Annotated in this window: 13 protein-coding genes and 1 pseudogene; 6 read left to right on the forward strand and 8 right to left on the reverse strand. The window is 67.0% G+C overall.

Features of this window, described 5'->3' with window-relative positions; all coding sequences use genetic code 11:
* The first annotated feature begins 11 nt into the window (after nt 1-11).
* Entirely contained in the window at nt 12-239 is a 228-nt protein-coding gene (locus KZ498_RS11100; RefSeq protein ID WP_004518043.1) for a ribbon-helix-helix domain-containing protein, read from the forward strand.
* Here KZ498_RS11100 and KZ498_RS11105 read toward each other — a convergent pair.
* Together KZ498_RS11105 and KZ498_RS11110 are read right to left on the reverse strand one after the other, a co-directional pair.
* The gene (locus KZ498_RS11105) at nt 236-571 is read right to left on the reverse strand and encodes a hypothetical protein (RefSeq protein ID WP_312618872.1); all 336 of its coding nucleotides are present in this window, start codon (nt 569-571) and stop codon (nt 236-238) included. The genes KZ498_RS11100 and KZ498_RS11105 overlap by 4 nt on opposite strands.
* A gap of 40 nt (nt 572-611) precedes the next feature.
* Entirely contained in the window at nt 612-1,157 is a 546-nt protein-coding gene (locus KZ498_RS11110) for a hypothetical protein (protein WP_312618873.1), read from the reverse strand.
* A 141-nt stretch (nt 1,158-1,298) separates the two neighbouring features.
* Between KZ498_RS11110 and KZ498_RS11115 the strand changes: the two genes are divergently transcribed.
* Both KZ498_RS11115 and KZ498_RS11120 read left to right on the forward strand, forming a co-directional pair.
* Complete coding sequence (locus KZ498_RS11115) at nt 1,299-1,694, forward strand: DUF2237 domain-containing protein (protein ID WP_312618874.1); 396 nt, start codon at nt 1,299-1,301, stop codon at nt 1,692-1,694.
* A gap of 69 nt (nt 1,695-1,763) precedes the next feature.
* Nucleotides 1,764-4,499 (forward strand): AAA domain-containing protein, encoded by a 2,736-nt coding sequence (locus tag KZ498_RS11120; RefSeq protein ID WP_312618875.1) that lies wholly within the window; start codon nt 1,764-1,766, stop codon nt 4,497-4,499.
* Here the strand turns inward: KZ498_RS11120 and KZ498_RS11125 are convergent, their stop codons facing one another.
* From KZ498_RS11125 to KZ498_RS11140, 4 genes are all read right to left on the reverse strand, one after another.
* Nucleotides 4,500-6,221 (reverse strand): PH domain-containing protein, encoded by a 1,722-nt coding sequence (locus KZ498_RS11125; protein WP_312618876.1) that lies wholly within the window; start codon nt 6,219-6,221, stop codon nt 4,500-4,502.
* Complete coding sequence (locus tag KZ498_RS11130) at nt 6,218-6,679, reverse strand: PH domain-containing protein (protein WP_312618877.1); 462 nt, start codon at nt 6,677-6,679, stop codon at nt 6,218-6,220. Before KZ498_RS11130 ends, KZ498_RS11125 begins: the two co-directional genes overlap by 4 nt.
* Before the next feature lie 91 nt (nt 6,680-6,770).
* Complete coding sequence (locus KZ498_RS11135) at nt 6,771-7,406, reverse strand: carbonic anhydrase (protein ID WP_312618878.1); 636 nt, start codon at nt 7,404-7,406, stop codon at nt 6,771-6,773.
* A gap of 94 nt (nt 7,407-7,500) precedes the next feature.
* On the reverse strand, nt 7,501-10,245 hold the full coding sequence (locus KZ498_RS11140; protein ID WP_312618880.1) for an ATP-dependent helicase: 2,745 nt from the start codon (nt 10,243-10,245) through the stop codon (nt 7,501-7,503).
* A gap of 96 nt (nt 10,246-10,341) precedes the next feature.
* On the opposite strand from KZ498_RS11140, the gene KZ498_RS11145 reads away from it, so the two are divergent.
* Together KZ498_RS11145 and KZ498_RS11150 are read left to right on the forward strand one after the other, a co-directional pair.
* Entirely contained in the window at nt 10,342-11,217 is an 876-nt protein-coding gene (locus tag KZ498_RS11145; RefSeq protein WP_312618882.1) for a dihydrodipicolinate synthase family protein, read from the forward strand.
* Between the two features lie 143 nt (nt 11,218-11,360).
* Nucleotides 11,361-12,155, forward strand: a complete 795-nt coding sequence (locus tag KZ498_RS11150) for a winged helix-turn-helix domain-containing protein (RefSeq protein ID WP_312618883.1) — start codon at nt 11,361-11,363, stop codon at nt 12,153-12,155.
* A gap of 24 nt (nt 12,156-12,179) precedes the next feature.
* On the opposite strand, the pseudogene KZ498_RS11155 reads toward KZ498_RS11150, so the two are convergent.
* Nucleotides 12,180-12,793 (reverse strand): annotated as a pseudogene (locus tag KZ498_RS11155) (class I SAM-dependent methyltransferase).
* A 351-nt stretch (nt 12,794-13,144) separates the two neighbouring features.
* Here KZ498_RS11155 and KZ498_RS11160 point away from each other — a divergent pair.
* Entirely contained in the window at nt 13,145-13,897 is a 753-nt protein-coding gene (locus KZ498_RS11160; protein WP_312618884.1) for an MBL fold metallo-hydrolase, read from the forward strand.
* Here the strand turns inward: KZ498_RS11160 and KZ498_RS11165 are convergent.
* Nucleotides 13,894-15,051, reverse strand: a complete 1,158-nt coding sequence (locus KZ498_RS11165; RefSeq protein ID WP_312618885.1) for an ATP-binding protein — start codon at nt 15,049-15,051, stop codon at nt 13,894-13,896. The two genes, KZ498_RS11160 and KZ498_RS11165, sit on opposite strands and share 4 nt — an antisense overlap.
* Nucleotides 15,052-15,139 lie beyond the last annotated feature (88 nt).

The raw sequence follows: 15,139 nt of genomic DNA on the forward strand, positions 1-15,139 counted from the left end.
AGGCGGCAAGTGTGAGCAAGATTAAGGTGTCACTCCCGGACCAGGTCGACTCGGACATCCAGCGACTCGTCGAACAGGGTGAGTTCCTCAACCGTGACCAGGCCGTGGAAGACCTCCTGAAGCGAGGGATTTCGGCCTACAACACCACGACGGAGGAGACCGAGACGCTCGATGAAGAGATCTTCGATCAGACGGCCTCCGAACAGCAGGACCCGGCGATGCAGGACGATTTCCTCTAGTCGCGGTTCTGTGAGAGCCGGCCGTCGTCCCCGGACGCCCGCCGCCCGGAGCCGTCGTTGTCCTGCCGGCGCTGTTTCGTTCGCGAGCCGGGTTTCGGGCCTCTGTCGAACGATTCGTACGGCGTTTCTGCGATGCTCTCCGGGATGATGTACCACGCGAGGGCACCGCCGACAACGGTGCCGCCGGCGAAGATACCGACGACCACCAGCAACTCGGCACCGCCGTACAGCGTCACCAGCCCCATCGAGGCGCCGATGAGGAGCGCGAAGCCGACCTGCATGTATCTGAGAACGCGTTGCCGGTCCGCGTCCGTCATCGAGGGGCCGACCATCAGCGGCCCCCGATACAGGCGGCGCGTGTCCGGTCGGCCATCAGTAGAAGCCCCGCTCTACGTCTTCCTCGATGACGTCTTCGAACTCCGCGTCGAGTAGCTCTTCCGCTTCCTCGAACGTCTCGGTGAGTTCTGTCATCTGGTCAGGTCTGTCGTGGTGGTCGAACTCCATCGGGCCGTAGGCCGGGGAGTCCATCGCGTCCATCATGTCTTCCAGCAACGCCTGGGGCGACGTGGGTGCGTCTGCGTGGGTCTCAAGGACTGTCTCGATGTTCTTCGCCTTCTCCTTGGCGTCGTCTTCGTCCTCTGGCCCCTGCTGGACGCCGAAGATACCCGAGCCGTCAGTCGGGAACAGCGGGTCGATGTCCTCGTCGACGCGGCGGGCCACCTGTGACCCGACGCCCTGTACCTCGAAGGGGTTCTTGGCGTAGGTCTTGAGCTGGTAGACACCGGCGTCGGGGTGACCGAAGTAGATGTCCTCGCCGATTCCGTTCGCGCGGTCACCCCCGACGGCACGCCAGTCCCCCGGATTGGCGTTGCTCTCCATCACGTCTTCGAGAATGTCCTGCCAGTCGCGAACGCGCATTGTCAGTTTCCCGTTCGGTCCGGGCCAGAATGAACCCATCGGTCCTGATTGACACAGTCGCGGGTGACGATAGCGGCGTGACAGCCGGGAAGCGGGCCCCGTAGGCGAACGGCTTTACTCCACGGAACAGCCAGACGTGGTATGGAGAGCGAACGCAACGTCCTCGGCGGGGAACTGGCCCCTTGCTCGATGGACCCGGAGACCGGGTTCATGCGCGACGGCTACTGCTACCCGCTCCAGCGTGACCCGGGGCGGCACGAGATCTGTGCCGTGATGACGGCGGCCTTTCTGGAGTACAGCAAGGCCCAGGGCAACGACCTCGTGACGCCGCGACCGGAGTTGGATTTCCCGGGCCTCGACCCCGGCGACCACTGGTGTGTCTGTGTCCCGCGATGGATAGAGGCCCACGAGGCCGGGCACGCACCGCCGGTGAACCTCGAAGCGACGAGCGAGGACGTGCTCGAAGACGTGCCCCTGGAGACACTAGAAGAATACGCCGCCGACACGGAATCCGATGTCGACCCGACCGACGAGTGAGCCGCGGCGCGAACGACTTTTGAGGGGGCGCCCCGTGGCTTCGACCGTGCAACAGGGGAGGGCCGAACTATGAGCGCGGACCGCGTTCGCGGCGTCGTCGTCGACGTTGAGGAGCCAAAGACGGTGAACACCCAGTACGGGGAGAGCGAACTCTGTGAGGTGACGATACGGCCCGACCGCGGGGCCGGCGAGCCGACGACGGTGACCCTCTGGGGGAAGTGGACCGAGAACGCCGAGGTCATCGAGGCGGGGATGGAGGTGGCCGTCTACAACCCCGACGAGCGGGAGTACCGGGGCGAAAAGCAGTACTCCGTCGGCGGCGACGCCACGCTCGTCGTCCAGCCGGAGTTCCTCGTCGACGTGACCGACATCCGTGCGTGGGTGCAGTGCCCGCGGATGTACTACCTCCGGAAACTCGACGGCGCGGACCACGCCTACCCGCTGGTGAAAGGGACCGTCGTCCACGAGGTGTTCGGGGACCTGCTCCGGGGCCGGGACCTCGACACCGCTATCGACGAGCAGGTCGACGCCGCCGGCCTCGACATCGGACTGCTGGGTCGGGAGGCTGACGAGGTGGCCGGCGACGTGCGCGACCACGCGTCGGCTATCCAGGGGTGGCTCCAGCAGGGGACGCTGACCGAACACGATGAATGGCGCTCCGAGATGACGCTCATCTCCGAACGATTCGGCATGAAGGGGCGGGCCGACGCCGTCCGGCGGGGGATGCCAGTCGAACTCAAGACCGGCAAGAACACCAAGCGGGAGCCGCGGTTCCAGGACAAGATCCAGGCCACCGCCTACGCCCTGATGCTGGGCGAGCGCGCGGCCGGCGCGGGCAGCGCTGTCGACGCGGCCCCGGACACCGGGACGCTCCTCTATACCAAAAACGCCGCCGTCGACCGCAACGAGGAGAGCGGCGACCTCTCGCCGGCCAAGGAGTTCTCCATCGGGAGCGGGCTGTTGAACTACGTCGTCCGGACCCGCAACGCGATTGCGGCGATGGAGTACGACTCGGGCGTGCCGACGGGCTACGAGGCCAACGCGAAATGCGAGTACTGCTTCGAGCAGGACACCTGCATGGGCGTCTCCGGCCGCCTCGACCAGGAGTCCAAGGCGGGAACGGTCGGCCGGGCGGTGCCCGAGGAGGAACTGGACTACTTCGAGCAGTTCTACACGGCACTCGAGGCCGAACGCCGGGCGGTCCACCGGGAGTACGCGAAGCTCTGGGAGCAAACGCCCGAGGAGCGGGCCGACGACGACCGCGCACTCGTCGACCTCGAACCGACCGGGCGTCGGGAACTCGACGGCGGCCGCTGGGAGCTCCGTGCGAAAGGGACCGGCGCGGTCTCGAAGATACGCGAAGGCAATCTCGTGCTCGCCAGCGACGGCGACCCCGTCACCGGGAACGCCGAGCTGGCCCGCGTCGAGCGACTGGGCAACGAGGCGCCACGCGCCTCGGATAGCGGGAACGGCGCCGCCGTGAACGAGGAGATTGTCGTCACGGCCGACGAGCCGCTGGACCTCCGCCGCCTGGACGTCTACCCCTCCGAACTGACGACCGACCGGCTCCAGAACGCGCTCCACGACGCCGTCCTGCTCCAGTCCCCCGAGCAGAAGGACGTGCTGTTCGGGCGATGCGAGCCGGAGTTCACCGCCGTCGGGGAGACCTTCATCGACAACAACGACGCCCAGAACGAGGCCGTCCAGCTGGCGGTCGGTGCCGAGGACTTCGCGCTCGTCCACGGCCCGCCGGGGACGGGCAAGACCTACACGCTGGCTCGGATGGTACGAGCTCTGGTAGACCGAGGCGACCGCGTCCTGCTCTCGGCCTTTACCAACCGGGCCGTCGACAATCTGCTGGAGGCGCTGGAAGAGCAGGGCTACACCGACATCGTCCGCGTCGGCACCGAGAGCGGCGTCCGCGAGGACATGCAGGAGTACCGCCTGGAGACCATCGGCGACCCCGGCGAGTGTGCCGGGCGGCTCCAGAACGCACAGGTCGTCGCGGCGACGACGGCCACCTGCGGCGGGAGCACGCTCCAGACCCAGGACTTCGACGTCGCGGTCGTCGACGAGGCCGGCCAGCTGACCGAGCCGGGGACCCTGGCGGCGACGACGCTGGCTGACCGGTTCGTCCTGGTCGGCGACCACCAGCAGTTACCGCCCGTGGTCCAGTCCGAGGACGAGACGCTGTCGACATCGCTGTTCGAGCGGCTCATCGACGCCCACCCCGAGGCCGGCATCATGCTCGACCGCCAGTACCGCATGGCCCAGCACATCCAGGCGTTCGCCTCCCGGGAGTTCTACGACGGGCAGTTGCGGCCCGCGAGCGGCGCGGTGGCCGCCCAGCGGCTCGAGGACCTCGACGGCGTCTCGACGGCTAGCCTGCCCGAGATACTCCGGGACCGCGTGGCGTTCGTCGACCCCGGCGGCAGCCAGGTCGGCAACACCAACCCGACCGAGGCCGACCGTATCGCCGACATCGTCGCGTCGTACCGGTCCGCCGGGGTCCCGGCCGACGACATCGGCGTCATCGCGCCGTATCGGGCGCAGGTCGCGGAGATATCCAAGCGCCTGCCCGACGTGACCGTCGACACGGTCGACCGGTTCCAGGGGTCGAGCAAGGAGGTCATCGTCATCTCATTCGTCGCCACTGGGACGCTCGACAGCCCCATCTTCGAGGATTACCGGCGTATCAACGTCGCACTCACGCGGGCGAAGAAGGCGCTCGTCCTCGTGGGCGACGGCGACGCGCTGGCGACCGACGAGGTGTACGGCCGGATGGTCGAGTGGGCGCGCGGGTAGTCAGACCTCGCTGGACTGCTCGGAGGCGTCGGCGCCCTGCTCGCCCGTTCTGGCGTGCTCTCTCCCGGTCCGACGGGCGGCGATGTCGGCCCGGAGCCGCTCCCGCAGCGTGTCTCTGAGTTCTCCTGCTGTGTCCTCGTCGATGTCGTACACCCGAGCGACGCCGCCGAGCAGGCTCGAGGAACTCGCCGTGTCGGCTCCGACGGTCGCCAGGTCGCGGCGGCGCTGGAACGGTGACCGCGTGACGAACACCGTCTGGAGCCGGTAGTACGGGACAACGCGCGTCGTGCGCCGCCAGAACCCGCTCCGGGTCGCGAGCACCGACTCGCCCAGGTCGAACCCGCGGTGTCGCCAGCGGAGGTGGGCCGCCGGCACGACCGGGAGAAAGAGGAGGCCCGCGAGCCACCAGTAGCCCGTCTCCAGTACTAGCGAGTCAAGGGCGTAGGCGACCGCGGTGAGTCCGGCCGCGGCCAGCGAGAAGCGGGCGAGATACCGGCGGCGGGCGCGTTTCGGCGACCGGTCGAAATCGAGGTCGGCGAAGGGCTCGATGTCGCGGGCCAGTTCGTACACCTCCTCGCGGGGGGCGAGGGGGACGGCGACGCCCTGCGTCGACTGCTGGTTCCCGCCGCTGTAGCCGGCCGTCTCTACGGCCAGCGTCGCGTAGCCGAACCGGCGCATCAGGACGTTCTCGCGGATGGTGACCGTCTGGACCTTCTCCAGCGGGATGTTGCCGCTGTAGCGGCGCAACAGTCCCCGCTCGTACCGGAGGTCATCGTCGGCCTGTGTGAGCCGGAAGCCGTAGTACTCGATGACGGTCAACGCCACGCTGACGACCAGTGCGAGCAGGAGGAACTGGACGACCGAGAGTACGGCGAAGACGGCGAGCCGGGAGGTCTCGGGCGAGCCGAGCAGCCACCGTACCACCGGGCCATTCAGCGACGCCCCGACGAGACCGGCGTTGAACCGCAGCACAGTCCAGACGATGTCCATCCCCAGCGGGAGCGACGCCAGCGTCAGGACCGGGGCGGCCGGCCGAACGGAGACGAGCGCGTACGTCAGGAGCTCGCGCTGGTCGAACGCGAACAGCAGCGACCCGTCCGGCTGGTCGCTCCCCTCCGTGTCCGAGGCCGAGACCGGTTCCCCGGGGTCAGTTGGCGCCTGTGTGTCCCCAGTGTGTGCCGGCGAGGGACCGGTCACGCCGGGAAGGTCGGCGTGGGCCGACCGGCCGCGCGTCGCAGTCTCTGACACCGCGTCGGCGGGTTCTGCACCCGACTCCGCGGCAGCATCGCGGTCGTGAGTCCGCACGTAGTTCCGGAGGCGCTTGACCTCGCTCTCGTCGACCGCGTCCAGTGTGGCCTCCGTCGCGCTGCCGCCGGCCGTCTCGAAGCGGACGATGGCGAGTCCGAGAAGGCGGTTGAGGATGTTCTGTTCGACGTCGAGGTTCTGGACGCGACCCAGCGGAATCTGGCGGGACTGCCTGGCGAAGACGCCGGACTCGACGGTGAGCGTGTCCCCGTCGAGTTCGTACTGGAAGCGGAGATAGCGCGCCAGCGCGTAGCCGCTGAAAGTAACTGCGCCAAGCATTGCGAGCGCCGGCACTGCGAACCACGGGAAGCCGAACATCCCGGTCCCGAGCGACCCACCGAAGAAGCCGAAGAAGCCGCCCTGCAGGGCTGCTCTGGCGATCCGAACGACGGCGCTGCGCGGGTGAAGCCGGTTCATACCGCGTCCGTGGCCTCGCTCTCGTTTGCGAGGTCACGTAGCTGCTCGCGCAGTTCTGTGGCTCGCTCGGGCCGCAGTCCGGGAATCGTGATGTCCGCGCCGCGGGTTCCGGCGGTGTACACGACGACGCTTGCCAGCCCGACAGCGCGCTCTACCGGGCCGCGCGTGGTGTCGACGTGCTGGACGCGGACGTACGGGACCGACGTGTCGGTCCGGGTCACGACACCACGGAGGAGAAAGAGGGCGTCGTCCTGCAGGTCAAAGCGCCATATCCGGTGGGCGGCGAAGGCGTGGACGGCACCCAGCAACACGAGCACGACCCAGCCGACGACGACCACAGTCTGTGGCAGCGAGACCGCGAACCGGTCGACGAGGTACGCGACGACGCCGAGTACCGACGCCTGGATGACTGTCGATAGGACCCACAGCAGCCTCACCCGCGGGTGGAGCGACTCCATGTGTCACCCGAGGGGCCGGCCCCGGATTAACGGTTTGGCTCCGGGCGGAGTTGGGACGGCTTCGCAGTCACCCGGCGACGACACCAGCCGACTATACGCGTTCGTTAACCTGCTCGGCGACCCGCTCACCGGGCCGCCGGAGGTGCCCGCTCTCGACTTCGTAGACGTATCCGTTCACGGTGACGTCGTCGGGAATCAGTTCGTGGTTCTCCAGGTACTCGACCTGGGCCGCACAGGCGACATCGATGTCGTCTGTCATCCGGACCCACTCTGCGATGGACGCATCACCGATGGTTAGCTCCGGCAGTGCCGGGTCCAGGTCGACATCATCAAGGTCACCATCAACCGCGGCCTCGAACCCCTCGACGACGTCCTCGTCGGACGCACTCATCATCCCGCAGTCGGTGTGGTTGACGACGATTATCTCGGTCGTGTCGAAAAACTGCGTGGTCAGGGCGGCCGAGCGAATCACGTCGTCAGTCACCTTGCCGCCGGCGTTCCGGTATATCTGTGCGTCGCCGAGCGAGAGACCGAGCACCTCTTCCACGGGGATGCGCTCGTCCATGCAGGCGACGACGAGCAACTGCTTGTCGGTCGGAATCCCCTTCCGGCGCCGCCGCGCCCAGTCGTCCCGTGCGTCGACACCCTCGTCGACCGATTCGTGGACGTGTCCGGCTTCCGGCTCCTCGTGTCCGCTGTCGTCGCTCCCGTGTGTGTGGTGTGGCATTACGTGACAGGCGTTCGCGCCGCGGCGACTTTAGCGTTAGCCGGCAGACAGATTCACACGCACGAAGCGAGAGGCTCGGACGCCGCCGGGGGATTCAGTCGTCGGTGGCGACGGCTCCCTCGTCGCCGTCCTCGATTTCGTCCAGTACGCGGCGGTGGAACTCCTGCAGGACGGCCGACTCGTCCTCGGCGAGGACCACGTCGCTGGCCATCAGCGTCGCGAGGCCGAACGCGCGGGGCGACGGCGAGTCCACGCGGGTCCGGACCACCTCGACGTCGCCGTCCTGCATCGCACGCAGGACGGTCTCGATGCCGTCGACGTTGAGCTTGTCCTCCAGAATCTCGCGGTAGGTCTCCTCGACGACGGCGAAGTCCCCGAGGTCCTCGGCGAACCCCAACAGCATCTCCGAGGAGACCTGCTGCTCGCTGGCCGACTTCTCGTAGCCCTTGTAGCGTTTGAGTATCATCAGCGACCGCGTGGCGTTGATTCGGAAGTACCGCTGGAGGAGGTCCGTCCCGTCGAGGCTGGCCCGGAGGTCCTCGCGGGCCGTCTCGGGGTCCAGGTCCCGGACGATGCGCCCGATGTCGACCTTGCGGTTCAGCGGCATCGAGAGGGTGAAGCCGTTGTCGGCGACGGCGACCTGGACGTTCGCGCTGGCCGCCCGGGCGATGTGGTACGCCAGCAGCCGCGAGAAGCCGTCGTTGAACCGTCGGCCGTAGTTCGAGTGGACGTGGTAGTGCCGTTCGTACTCGTCGTGGTCCAGCGTCTCCTCGACGACGAGGCGGTCGGTCGTGGCCACGCTGTCGGCCCCGGCGTAGGCCACCTGCTCGCGGAACATCCGCGCGATGGCCCGGATGCTGTTCTCGTCGACGGGGAAGGTCCGGAGCCAGTTGCGGACCTCCGACATCCCGCCGTCGGCCAGCCGGTCCAGTAGCTGTCCCTGAAAGTCGAGTATCTCGCGGCCGAGGTCATACGACAGCGGGAGCCGCTCGGAGAACCACGAGGGGACCGTCGGGCGGGCGGCGGTGCGGTCGACGTACACCTTCGACCCGCGGCGGTAGCGGTACTCGAAGTTGTCTCCCCCGAGCACGAACACGTCGCCTTTCTCCAGGGTGTCCAGGTACGACTCGTCCAGTTGGCCGACCCAGCTGTCGTCGCTCCGGGTGACCACGTCACAGGTAAAGGAGTCGGGAATCGTCCCGATGTTGGTCATGTAGATGACCCGCGCGAGCCGGCCGCGTTTGCCGATGAGGTGCTCGCCCACGTCGTAGTCCTCGTAGTGGTGCTCGCCGTCGGGCGCGTCGTTGGTGTCCCGCCAGATCTTGGCGTAGACGTTCTTGTCCTCCATTCCCGGGTAGTCGGCGGTCATGTACCGCAGCAGCTGTTCCCAGTCCTCGTCGCCGTAGTTCCGGTACGGGTAGGCCCGACGGAGGACGCTTTTGAACGTCTCCTCGGGGCGAACGTCGTTGATAGCCATGCCGTATATCTGCTGGGTAGCAACGTCCTGTGCGTTCTCGGGGATGAACACGCGGTCGACGAACCCCCGCTCGGCCTTCTCCAGCATCACCGCACACTCCACCAGTTCGTCGCGGTCCAATGCGATGACGCGACCCTCCACGGTCTCGCCGAGCTGGTGGCCTGCGCGGCCGATGCGCTGGAGCAACGCGGCGACGGATTTCGGCGACCCTACCTGGACGACGAGGTCGATGTGGGGCATGTCGATACCCAGTTCCAGGCTGGTCGAGGTCGTCACCACGTCCAGCGTTCCGGCCTTCAGTGACTCCTCGATGTCGCGGCGCTTCTCCTTCGAGAGCGAGCCGTGGTGACAGCCGGAGTTGGACTCGTCGTAGTCGCCGAATTTCTCGCGGAGGTTGTGGAGGACGCGTTCGGCCCCCGACCGGGTGTTCGTGAACACGAGCGTGTTCGTATGCGACTGGACGTGCTCGTGGAGCTGGTCGTAGAACCGCTCGGTGACGATGTCCCGCGGCGTGTTGATGAGGTCGTCGGCCGGACAGGACAGCTCCATGTCGAAATCGCGGGCGAAACGCGTGTCGACGATTTCGCACTCCCGAGGGTCGCCGCCGGGTTCCTCGCGGCCGACCAGGAACTCGGCGACGGTGTCAAGCGGCTCGACGGTCGCCGAACAGCCGATCCGCGTCGGGGACTCGTCGACCATCTCCTCTAACCGCTCCAGGGACACCGAGAGGTGGGTCCCGCGCTTGTTCTCGGCGAGGCTGTGGATCTCGTCGACGATGACGTACTCGATGGTCTCGAGTTTCTTCTTGAACTTCGGGGAGTTCAGCAGAATTGCCAGCGTTTCTGGCGTCGTGTTGAGGATGTGGGGCGTCGTCGAAAGCATCGCCTGGCGCTCGCTGTCGCTGGTGTCGCCGTGACGGATGGCGTGCCGGATTTCGACGTCCTCGCCGCGGTCGTCCAGTTTGGCCGTGATGCCGTCCAGTGGCTGTCCGAGGTTCCGGTGGATGTCGTTGGCCAGTGACTTCAGGGGGGAGACGTACAGGCAGTAGACGGAGTTCTCGAGTTCGTCTTCTCGGGCCTTCCCGAACAGTTCGTTGATGATGCCGGTAAAAGACGCGAGGGTCTTGCCGCTGCCCGTCGGCGCGCAGATGAGGGCGTTCTCGCGCTCGTGGATGAGCGGGATTGCCTCCTTCTGTGGCGGCGTGAAGAAGCCACCGTTGCCGGGGACGAACTCGCCGAACTGCTCGACCCACCACTCCTGGACGACGGGTGCAAGCCGGTCCAGCACCTCGGCGTCGTCGATGTCGACCGCGTCTGGGTCGAAGCCGGGGTCCGTCGCTGCGAGACGCTCGCGTCCTCCCATTGTCGGCTCTTACCGACCAGTAGGACCGCCGCGGCAAGTGGGTTCCGCCATGTCGACGGGAAAACGCCTAAGCGACCCCCGCGTCTGACCTGAGTCATGACCGAATCCTTCGACGTGCTGACGCCGCTTGTCACACCCTTCGACGCCGACGGCGACCTTGACGTCGCCGGCCTCGAGTCGCTGGTCCGCCACGTCGCGGCGGCCGGCGTCGACGGCATCGTTCCCTGCGGGACGACCGGCGAGTTCGAGACGCTGTCTCCCCGGGAGTACCGGACCGTCGTCCGAACCGCGACGGAGACGGCACCCGACGACTGCCGCGTCATCGTCGGGACGGCCGCGACCGACGTCTCGACGGTCCACGACCGGATGGCCTTCGCCGCCGAACAGGGCGCGGACAGCACGCTGGTCGTCCCGCCGTACTACGGCGGGCAGGCCAGCGAGGCGGGCAACGAGGCCTTTTTCGACGCGGTGCTTTCCGACGCGCCCCTGCCGGTCTATCTCTACAACATCCCCGGGGCCGTCGGACAGGAGCTGTCCGTCGAGACGGTCGCCGCGCTCGCCGAGTCGGACGCCGTCGCGGGGCTCAAAGACTCTTCGGGGGACCTCCCGTACGTTACTTCGGTCCTCAACCGGACCGCCGAGGAGTTCACCGTCTACCAGGGCCACGACGGCCTGTTCGTCCCGTCGCTCGTGCTGGGCGGCGACGGCGGCGTCAGCGCGCTCTCGCACCTGCTGTACAGCGAGCTAGAGCGAGCGGGCACAGCCCTCGCTGGCGGCGACGTTACACAGGCCAGAACGGTACAGCGCGACGTCCTCTCGCCGCTCTCGGAGGCGTGTGCCGAGTTCGGCTTCGCGCCCACGGTGAAGGCGTTGCTCACCGACCGCGGCGTCATCGACCACGCGACGGTGCGGCCGCCCCGGGACTCGCTCTCGCCGGACGCAGTGGCGTCCGTGACCGGGATGCTGGAGTGACACTCCGAGCGAGGCGCACACCGAGCGCACTGCTGTCGTGGACGAGTCGGTACCTCCCGGTGGCTCGGGTGGGTATGCGAGACTCAAATGGGCCTGTGAGGTTCCACGAGATTCATTACGCTGGGCGGCAGTGAACGCAATGTATGTCGTTGCTGCCCTCCCGCGGTCCCGACACGAGCACCTCACAGGACGGGGAGCTACAGGTCGTCGGGGTCGACGAAGACGTCTCGGCTGTGCTGGATGCCCTCTCTTCGGAAACGGCCAGAGAGATACTCAACACGGTCTATGAGGACCCGGGGACCCCCTCTGAGCTGGCCGACCGCCTCGGCATGTCGATACAGAAGGTCTCGTATCACCTCGAGAAACTGGAAGACGAGGAGCTGATCACCGTCGCCGGGGTCCAGTACTCCGAGAAGGGCCAGGAGATGAAGGTGTACGAGCCCCCGGAGGACCCGCTGGTGTTGTTCGTCGGCACCCAGGAGCGCAAGCAGTCGCTCCGTTCGCTCGTCCGCCGGGTCCTGCCTATCGTCGGTATCCTCACCGCGGCCAGTGTCATGCTGCAACTCCTGCTCGGGCAGTTCCCGATACAGTTCGGAGGCTCGGGGGCTGGCGACGCGGGAACCGCCGGTGACGGCGGGGACGCCGAGAGCCTGGACGCGGCGAACCGGACAGCCGCGACGGCCGAGGCCACGGGGACCCCGACACCGGAGGGGGACGGCGGCTTCCAGATAGCGGAGGCCACCGAGACGCCGGAGGCCACGCCGGCCCCGGAAGCCGACACGCCGGTCGAGGTGATGACCGAGGAGGCGCGACAGTTGACGACCGATGCTGCGGCAAGTGGCGCCATGGATATCGAACCCGGGGTGGCCTTCTTCCTCGGCGGACTGCTGGTCCTGACGCTGTACGTCTCGTTCTGGGCCTACGGGAACTACCGGTGAGCCGGCTTCGCGGTCCGACCGCGGTCAGTCGGCGTCGACCTGTTCGGCGACCAGCACGCCCGCCTGTTCTGTGACCATCTCTACGGCTGTCAGCGCGTAGCCGGCGTCGGTGAAGGCGTCGGCGAGGACGCCGACCGTTGCCGGGTCGTCGACCTCGGGGCTGTAGAACGGCGCGTCGGGGCCGTCGTCGGCAAACAGCATCACGTCCCCCAGAACGATTCGGCGCGGCCCCAGGTCTGCGATGGTGTCGATGGCGTCGCGCTTCTCGTCGTCCCCGAGGTGGTGCATCGCGAAGTTCGACGTGACGATGTCGACGGGACGGTCGACGTTCGGAGCGCGGAAACGACCGTCGCCGAAGGTGACGTTCTCGACGCCTCGCTCGTCGGCCTTCTCCCGAGCCTGCTCCAGCATTCCGTCGCTGATGTCGCGGCCGATAACCTCGCCTGCGTCGGCCGCGAGCGCGAGAGCAATCGCTCCGGTGCCCGTGCCGAGGTCGAGCACCACGTGTCGCTTTCAGGGGCCGCGTGCTCGACGACGAAGTCGACACAGGCGCGATACGCCGCCGAGTCCTGGTCCTCGTCGTAGGCGTCGGCGTGTTCGGAGAACCGTTCGGCGTGTTCGTCGAGTGATTTCTTCATAGTCGGTTCTCGTCACGCTCGCACAAGTGTGTCCCGCTCCGTGTTGCGGTTCTGTCGCAGACCGGGTTCGGTTAAAACGGTTTTTGAGCCACGGGTGCGTTTTTGCTATCCCCGTCCCAAGCATGAACTGCGCCGTCGACGGGTGACCTGCCCGAAGCCGCCCTGACCCCGTCCCCGCCGACGGCCACCGCCCTCACTCCGCTGACGCTCCCTGGTGGTCTCCCTGACAGCGTGTCCCCAGACACCAACCCTTTGTCCGTTCGCTCGCTGTCGCTCATACTGTCCCTATTCTACGATATTCGCCAGCCGTGTGGCGAAGTTCTTTACAGACGTACAGCCGACAGTATCAGTATGCGCCTCACGTTTCTCGGCACCGGCAGCGCCATGCCCACCGGGTCGCGAATGCAGTCCGGCTATCTCCTGGAACGCGACGGGAACCGGCTGCTCGTCGACTGTGGCAGCGGCGTCTTGCATTCCCTGGCCCGAACAGACACGGGCTACGAGGGCGTCGACACCGTGTTGCTGACCCACCACCACCTGGACCACGTTTCGGACCTCGATGTGCTGATGAAGGCGCGCTGGCTGGCCGGCGAGACAGACCTCACGATAGCGGGGCCGCCGGGCACGAGCGACCTGGTCCGTGACCTGCTCGAAACACACGAGTACATGCAGGGCCGGCTGGACCTGACGCTGAGAGACCTCAACGGCGGGCCGTTCGACCTGGCGGGGTTCGCCGGCGACACCTGCGAGACGCGCCACTCGATGCAGTGTTTCGCCTACCGGCTCTCCGTCGCGGACGGCCCGGCGATAACGCTGGGCGCTGATTCGGAGGCGTTTACCGACCTCGTCGAGTTCGCCGACGGGTCGGCCGTGCTCGTCCACGACTGCTCGTTCCCGGACGACGTGGACGTCTCGAACCACCCGACGCCGACGACGCTCGGAGAGACGCTCCGGGATGCCGACGCCGAGGTCGGCCGCGTGTATCTCACCCACCTGTATCCACACACGGAGGGGCGACACGAGGAGATGCGCGACTCGATAGCCCAAAGGTACGACGGCGACGTGCAGTTCGCCGAGGACGGCCTGACGATAACGGTCAGCTAGACGCGTTCGAGCGTGACACGGAACTCGGCCCCACCGCCGTCGCTTTCGGCCACGCTGACATTGCCGCCGTAGGACTCGGTCAGCGCCCGGACGAACCCGAGCCCGAAGCCGGTCCCTGGACTCTCCTGTCCCTTGACACCCATCTCGAAGATATCCTCGCGCAGGTCCGGTGAGATGCCGGCCCCGTCGTCGGCGAAACAGACGGTCACCTCGTCGGGACCGACTTCGGCCGGGTACACTCGCATGCTGACCTCGCCGTCGTTGTGGACCGCCGCGTTGGACATGATGTTCGTGAACACGGAGTCGAGCAGGTCGCCGCCGTACACCTGGTAGTCGAAGTCCGACGCCTCGAAGTCGACACTCAGTGACTCGTAGTTGTCTCTGACATCACGTACCGTGTCACCGAGGACCGACGCGAGGTCCCGTGGCTCCGGGTTGTCCTGTGCTTCGAGCGTCGAGACCAGGTCACCGACGCGCTCGATGAGGTCGCCGGCGCTCTCGGCCGCACGCTGTATCTTGCCGGCGTACTCCGCTGTCTGTCCGTCGACTTCCCCCGCCACGGCGTCGGCGAACCCGGCGATGACCTGGAGGTCGTTGCCCAGGTCGTGGCGGAGGAGCCGGTCGTACATCTCGATCATCTCCTTTCGCCGTTCCAGGTCCCGGTGTGCGCGCTCCAGGCGCTCGCGGGAACGGATGTTGGAAATGGCCGTCGCGGCGTGTGTCGCGAGTATCTCCATCGGCTTGACGTACTCGTCACCGAACTCCTCGACGGTCTGGGACCGGGTGACCAACACCGCAGTCACCTCGTCGCCCATCCGGGCCGGAACAGCCAGCGCACCCGCCACGTCCGAGTCGGCCGTGATTCCGGCTTCGGCGCCCCGTTCGACGAGCGTTTCGTTGGCCTCCCTGGCCCGTCGAGCCAGATCACTCGGTTGCTCGCCCTGGGCGAGCGTCGGGTTCGTGCTGTGGACGACGAGGAGGTCGTCCTCACGCACCTCGACGAACGTAGAGGAGGAGAACCCGAACAGCAGCGACATCGCTTCGAGCGTGAGAGAGGCGACTTCGTCGACGGACTCGCACCGATTGAGCTCCTGGCCGTACTTGTTCAGATCGGCGACCTGTCTGGCGAAATCTTGCTGCTCTTCGAACGACATATCACCCACTCCTCGCAGACATTGGAACTACACAGAAATGGGGAGCGGAGCAAAAAACGGTTTCGGGCTTTTCACCGATGAAATGAAA

The sequence above is a fragment of the Haloarcula sp. 1CSR25-25 genome (genome assembly GCF_032027985.1).
Lineage (GTDB): Archaea > Halobacteriota > Halobacteria > Halobacteriales > Haloarculaceae > Haloarcula.